The sequence below is a fragment of the Bradyrhizobium sp. 35 genome (assembly GCF_023073215.1).
Taxonomy (GTDB): Bacteria; Pseudomonadota; Alphaproteobacteria; order Rhizobiales; family Xanthobacteraceae; genus Bradyrhizobium; species Bradyrhizobium canariense_D.
In genome coordinates this window covers 1-5,842 of record NZ_JADPJC010000095.1, presented here as the reverse complement: position 1 = coordinate 5,842, position 5,842 = coordinate 1, and the positions used below count along the sequence as shown (strand labels likewise).

The 5,842-nt window shown below is 58.2% G+C and carries 4 protein-coding genes and 2 pseudogenes; 1 reads left to right on the top strand and 5 read right to left on the bottom strand.

Annotated elements, in window-relative coordinates; genetic code table 11:
- From IVB36_RS20475 to IVB36_RS20455, 5 genes and pseudogenes are all read right to left on the bottom strand, one after another.
- Positions 1 to 218: pseudogene (locus IVB36_RS20475) on the bottom strand (P-type conjugative transfer ATPase TrbB); the annotation flags it as partial.
- Positions 219 to 570: 352 nt separating this feature from the next.
- Positions 571 to 1,700 (bottom strand): annotated as a pseudogene (locus IVB36_RS20470) (IS3 family transposase).
- A gap of 372 nt (positions 1,701 to 2,072) precedes the next feature.
- Complete coding sequence (dctA, locus tag IVB36_RS20465) at positions 2,073 to 3,368, bottom strand: C4-dicarboxylate transporter DctA (RefSeq protein WP_018459007.1); 1,296 nt, start codon at positions 3,366 to 3,368, stop codon at positions 2,073 to 2,075.
- Positions 3,368 to 3,658 (bottom strand): hypothetical protein, encoded by a 291-nt coding sequence (locus IVB36_RS20460; protein ID WP_247392833.1) that lies wholly within the window; start codon positions 3,656 to 3,658, stop codon positions 3,368 to 3,370. Before IVB36_RS20460 ends, dctA begins: the two co-directional genes overlap by 1 nt.
- Positions 3,659 to 3,904: 246 nt before the next feature.
- Complete coding sequence (locus IVB36_RS20455; protein WP_247392832.1) at positions 3,905 to 5,119, bottom strand: TlpA disulfide reductase family protein; 1,215 nt, start codon at positions 5,117 to 5,119, stop codon at positions 3,905 to 3,907.
- A 435-nt stretch (positions 5,120 to 5,554) separates the two neighbouring features.
- Between IVB36_RS20455 and IVB36_RS20450 the strand changes: the two genes are divergently transcribed.
- The coding region (locus IVB36_RS20450; protein WP_247391693.1) for a transposase at positions 5,555 to 5,842 on the top strand (288 nt) is incomplete at its 3' end.

The window sequence follows — 5,842 nt, the reverse complement described above, 5'->3', positions numbered from 1 at the left end:
ATCCGGGGCGAGCCGGGATGAACTTCTGCTCCTACATAGTGCGCGACCAGTCGGACGATTCGTTCGCCATCCGCTGCCGAAAGGCTCTCTCCGGTGTCTGTAAGGCCGCTCGACAGTCGGTCGATCCACAGCCGCCCGTCGGGATTGAGCATCACCTCGACGATTGCCGGATCTTCCAAAAACCCTGCGATGGCGGGCCCCAACGCGGTACGCAGCATACGCGCTCCGCGCAAGTTCGCTTCTGAATCATAAGAATGGATCGCCACGATTTGCCCCAAGCTGCTGAGGCCGCTTTCGCGCCCTCATCTGAAGGCAAATAAAAGATAGATCGCGTGTTACCTCAACTAAGGGAATATGCTGTTCGCAGTCTAGCGTAGAGAAAGGAACATTTGAAAAGAGCGCCGGCTTGACGCCCCGGCCCCTCGACCGCGAGGCGAGAAATCAGCAATGAGCAATGGTCCTGAGCTTACTATTTTTACGCCTTTCCCGGCCGCGGTGTTTGCTCAGCCTGAGCTGGTCCCGGTTGTCTGAACAGAATCTCCGCGTTGATAAGTGGAGCCTCTGCCGGGGTTAGGCTGCCAAGCGGATTGGCAGTGGGGTGAAGTAGGCTTGATCAGGTGTGCTGCCGTCAAGGCTCGAGTGGGGACGGCGGCGATTGTAGAAGTCGAGATATCTGCCGATCGAGTCGCGCGCCTCGCTGACGGTCTCGTAGGCCCGCAGATACACCTCCTCGTACTTGACGCTGCGCCACAACCGCTCGACGAACACGTTGTCCCGCCAAGCCCCTTTGCCGTCCATGCTGATGGCGATGCCGTTGCCGGCGAGCACGGCGGTGAAGTCCGCACCGGTGAACTGTGAACCCTGGTCGGTGTTGAAGACGTCAGGCCGGCCGTGCAGCGCCAAGGCATCCTCCAGGGTCTCGACGCAGAAGGCCGCTTCCATCGTGATCGATAACCGCCATGACAATACTCGTCGGGTAGCCCAATCGAGCACGACAGCGAGATACACGAAGCCGCGCGCCATCGCGATGTAAGTGATGTCCATCGCCCAGACCTGGTTCGGACGCGTGATCTCCATGCCGCGCAGCAGATACGGATAACTCTTGTGGCCGGGCTCCGGCTTCGTGGTTCGGAGGCGGCGATAGAGCGCTTCTATCCCCATCCGCCGCATCAGCGTTTTGACATGCCGGCGGCCGATCTTGCACCCCTGGGCAGCCAGCAGGCCTCTCAACATCCGCGAACCGGCGAAAGGAAACTCCAGATGCAGCCGATCGAGACGCCGCATGACCGCGAGATCGGCGTCCGATACCGGGCGCGGCAGGTAATAGACGCTGCCACGGCTGATCTGCAAGACTTCCGCTTGCTTCCTGATCGACAAATCGTGCTCGCGGTCGATCATCGCTTTGCGCTCAGCAATCCCGCCTTGGTGAGCGCACCTTCTAAATCGTTCTCCAGCGTCAGCTCGCCGATCTTGGCGTGCAGCGACTTTACGTCCACAGCCGGCACGGCGGCCGTCACACTTCCAGATCCGAAAACCTCGGAAGCTCCTCCCTCGAGCTGCGCCTTCCACGCCATAATCTGATTGGGATGGACGTCAAATTGCTCAGCCAGTTGAGCTATCGTTCGGTCGCCCTTCACGGCAGCGAGTGCCACCTTGGCCTTGAAAGCCGGCGTGTGGTTCCGGCGCGGTCGTCTGCTCATGGTCTCTCCTGTTCGCGGCGATTATCGCCGCCGTCAGGCAGAAACTCCACTTATCCTCCTGTTCAAATTTGCGGGGCCCAGCTCTGCCTCCATTGCTTCTCCTGAACCAATGTCGCTCCCTCGCGTGGGCACGATTGAGCTCCCAGTTTTTGAGGAAGCTCAAACCCGGAATGATGAACCACATCAGCCGGCGGGCTGCCGCAGGCACCAATGCCGACGCTGGGTCCCGTGCACCACCCTGAGCGTAACATGCCCCTGCACCATTCCCCCTGGACTCAGGGTGGCCCAGTACTGCACGAGGATTGCCGACGCAGAATGCAGGCGTTCAAAGAGTGATTTCTAGTCCGCAATGGCCGAGCTGAAATCGCAGATCTACTTGAGCTGCGCGTGTAGCGAGACATGGTCGAGTTCACCTTCCCACCACGACACAAACACCGCGGCAATACCGTTCCCGATGATGTTGGTAAGCGCGCGCACCTCGCTCATGAACTTGTCGATCGAGAATACGATCGCAATGCCCGGGACGAGGTCAGGACTGACCACGGTCAACGTTGCGGCCAGGGTGACGAACCCGGCACCGGTAACACCACTCGCGCCCTTCGAGGTGAGCATCGCCACTACGAGTATCGTGAGCTGCTGGCCGAAGTCGAGATCGACCCCGAGCGCCTGCGCGATGAACAAGGTCGCCAACGTCATGTAAATGTTGGTCCCATCCAAATTGAAAGAGTATCCTGTCGGCACCACCAGGCCCACGACCGGCTTGGAACAGCCCAGCCGTTCGAGTTTTTCCATCAACTGCGGCAGCGCGCTTTCGGACGACGACGTTCCGAGCACGATCAACAGCTCATCCTTGATGTAGAAGATGAACTTTAGAATAGAAAAGCCGACCAAGCGCGCGACCAGGCCAAGCACAATGATCACGAAGAGCCCGGCTGTCACATAGAACAGAGCAACCAAGCTGATGAGTTTACCGAGCGCGGACGGTCCGAATTCGCCGATAGTGTAGGCCATGGCGCCGAACGCCCCGATTGGCGCTGCCTTCATTACGATCCTAATAACACCAAACACCGCGTGTGCAGCATCGTCGACCAGACTGCGCATCCGCTCACCCCGCTGGCCAAGCGCCATCAGCGAGAACCCGAATAGGATGGCAAACAGCAGCACCTGTAGCACGTCGCCTCGCGCCAGAGCGCCAACTACGCTATCCGGAATAATATTGAGGAGGAAATCGACCGCCTTCTGCCCTTCCGCTCTTTTAACGTAGTTGGCTACCGCCGCGGCATCAGCCCTGGGAGCGAGCCCATGACCGGCCTGAACGAGATTGCCCATCACGAGACCCAGGATCAGCGCGAAGGTTGACACGATCTCGAAGTAAAGCAGCGCCTTGACGCCGACTCGGCCGACCTTTCGTGCATCCTGAACATGCGCAATTCCGGACACAACAGTGCAGAAGATGATCGGGGCGATCACCATTTTGATCAGCTTGATGAATCCGTCACCAAGCGCTTTGACCCAGCTGTTCGTCCCCACAGAAGGCCACAACCAGCCAACGAGAACGCCAATCAGGATCGCGATGAGTACCTGGATATAAAGAACATTGTACCAGGGGCCAGATGGCTGGAACAGGGCGGCGGCTTTAACAGAGCGGCGCTGGCGGTGATTGTACATCACGCTCGACCCGGCGCCGTGGTACCAAAGCGGGGTGACAATGGAGGCACGGCTTCGCTCAGTGCTCCCTTAGCGCGGCGCGCACAGCGCACTGACCGCTTTAAAAAACCCCGTCCGTTGCCACCGGTTGCCGCCTCTCCCGAATGGGCTTGCGGCCAACGCGAAACAAAGTCCTGAATCCCTTCTGAAACCAGCGGTAAAAACTTGAGAAAGCTTCCTTGAGAGTTCGAATGCATCAGCGTCACCACCCATTTCAATCTTTTTTGGTTGTTCGAAGATGCCACCAGCATGTTAAATGCCGCCACCCCTAGTAGCCGGCGACCACTCTTCACCTGAGGCATTCTCGCCGTATCGCGCCGGACCGCGACCGCACGTTGAAGAGACATTCACCGTAAAGAACTTGTGGTGGTGCGGCGCGCCTGCGTTCACCCCTCACTCGTCCTATCCTGGCTTCAGGTGAATGCCCGGACATTCCCAAAGGCATCAACTTCGATCGAAAACCACAAGGGCCGAGAAGACATAGCCAGTAGCATTGCTCACGCTGCCTCCATTGGCGATCCCGGTTCCGCCTTTTCGGGAGCTGTGTTTTGCGGTGCCGAACAACACTCCTCGTAACAGAGCTTCTCAGTCCTGTAGCTCGCCAAGGCCTGGAGGGAGCACTGCACGAGATCCCGTTTCGCTACATCGGAGGCAGGCGCTGCATCCAGCCATTTCAGCGCCACCTCGACCAATTCGATCGCGCGATCCCTGTTACCGGTCTCGTAATAGTACCGAGCGACCGCCCCGTACGAGAGGAACTTCGCGCCCTCGCTGCCTTGGGGCGGATTCGCCGCGAGGATGTGTTCGGAAAGGTCCCTGCCCATGGCATAGCGCTCGGCATGTGGGAAACCGGAGTAGTCTTTCGCGGGGTCGAAGAGTTGGCGGATGGCCACGCTCATCCAAACCACAGATTTCTTGTCGATCGCATCGCGAACCAATTGGCGCAATACCGCCAAGCCGGCCCGCATGTCGCGTATCTTGTGAAGCAACAATTCCGCATGAAGCCCACGGAAGGTGACATCGTCCGGCATCGCAGCGAGTGCCTCCTCAACCCCTGAAAGGGCTGCCGCCCAATCCTTACTATTCATGGCGGCTTCAAGTCTGGCAAAGATCGGTTCCACCAGCGCTCGCTTCTGCGATAGTTCGCGCTTTCTGCGTCTGCCCGTGGTTATCCTCTCCGCATCCAGGGCTTTGGCTTCGTCGCTCACTGCCCAGGAGCCGTTCAGAACTTTTGGCAACAGGTTATCGAGTTGCGTCGGATGGCCGATAAAGGCGAAGCGGCCGTCACGATCGACCACGAATGACGAGGGAATCCCGACAGAAAAGCTGGGATCCATCCAAAGCTTGTTCATTTCGCCGGAGTAGTCGAATGCGATCGCGAAGTTCAGATCTGGCAAGCTCTTCGTCAACCAAGCGTCCAAGCTGGCTCGCGCTTCATCTGCCGTCGAAGCTTGTTCGTGAGCCGCGATGCCCACCACCTCAACTCCGTTGCTCCTGTATTTGCTTTGCAGGGTCACCAAATTCGGCATCGAGGCGATACATGGTCCGCACCACGTCGCCCAAAACTCGATGATGTATACTTTCCCAGGCTCGAACTTTGTAAGGGGTTGGCCACGGAGCCAGTCCTCAACTTTGATGGAGGGAGCCGGCGAACCGACTCTCAGCACATTCTCCGCACCGACTTGACTTGCGCTCTCAGTCACACTGGTCATTGCTCAAATTCGCTTTACCTGGCTCTGTGGAAAACAACAGCAAGTCGCATGCCAGCCAGCGCACATTCATATTACGCATTTTTCGTATCATTCCTGTCGACCTTGCGACGCATGTCGCATATCCGACCAGCTGTTTGGAGCTTCTTAGGCAATCAGTCGGCCGGACCTCCTTAACGCAGACCGAAGAGGCGGGAAGTCAGGCAGAAGGCCGAGTTCACCACTCCACATCATGATCGGTTTCCAGGATAACCATTTCGGCGCTCGGGATCATGACGTGAACTGACCTGCCTTGGCCCGTCGACTTGCGCTTGACGGCGATCTCAGATTTCCAATTCAACCATTTGAACCAAGGGGCGATGAACCAGACTAGGGTCTGTACCTAATTAGCGAGTTCTGATTCCCTCGTGCCAAGTTGATTCGGCACGGGGGACTTCGATGCGCAAAGGACTGTTCTGGCTCAACGACAAGCAGTGGGCTCAGATAGAGCCGCATCTGCCAACGAACCAGACCGGCCCGGCGCGCCAAGACGATCGACGCATTATCAGCGGTATCATTCACATGCTCCAGTGCGGCGCACGCTGGCGCGATTGCCCGTCCGACTATGGCCCTTACACGACGATCTACAATCGGTTCAATCGCTGGGCTAAGCGCGGACATTGGCAGGCGATCTTTGAAGCGCTCGCCCGCTGCGGCAAGGACCGAGTGGCTTTGTCGATCGACTCC

What these genes read in the sequence shown, in the direction of transcription:
- dctA (WP_018459007.1), bottom strand. Translation starts at nt 3,368, where the DNA reads ATGTACAATCACCGCCAGCGCCGCTCTGTTAAAGCCGCCGCCCTGTTC.
- IVB36_RS20460 (WP_247392833.1), bottom strand. Translation starts at nt 3,658, where the DNA reads ATGCTGGTGGCATCTTCGAACAACCAAAAAAGATTGAAATGGGTGGTG.
- IVB36_RS20455 (WP_247392832.1), bottom strand. Translation starts at nt 5,119, where the DNA reads ATGACCAGTGTGACTGAGAGCGCAAGTCAAGTCGGTGCGGAGAATGTG.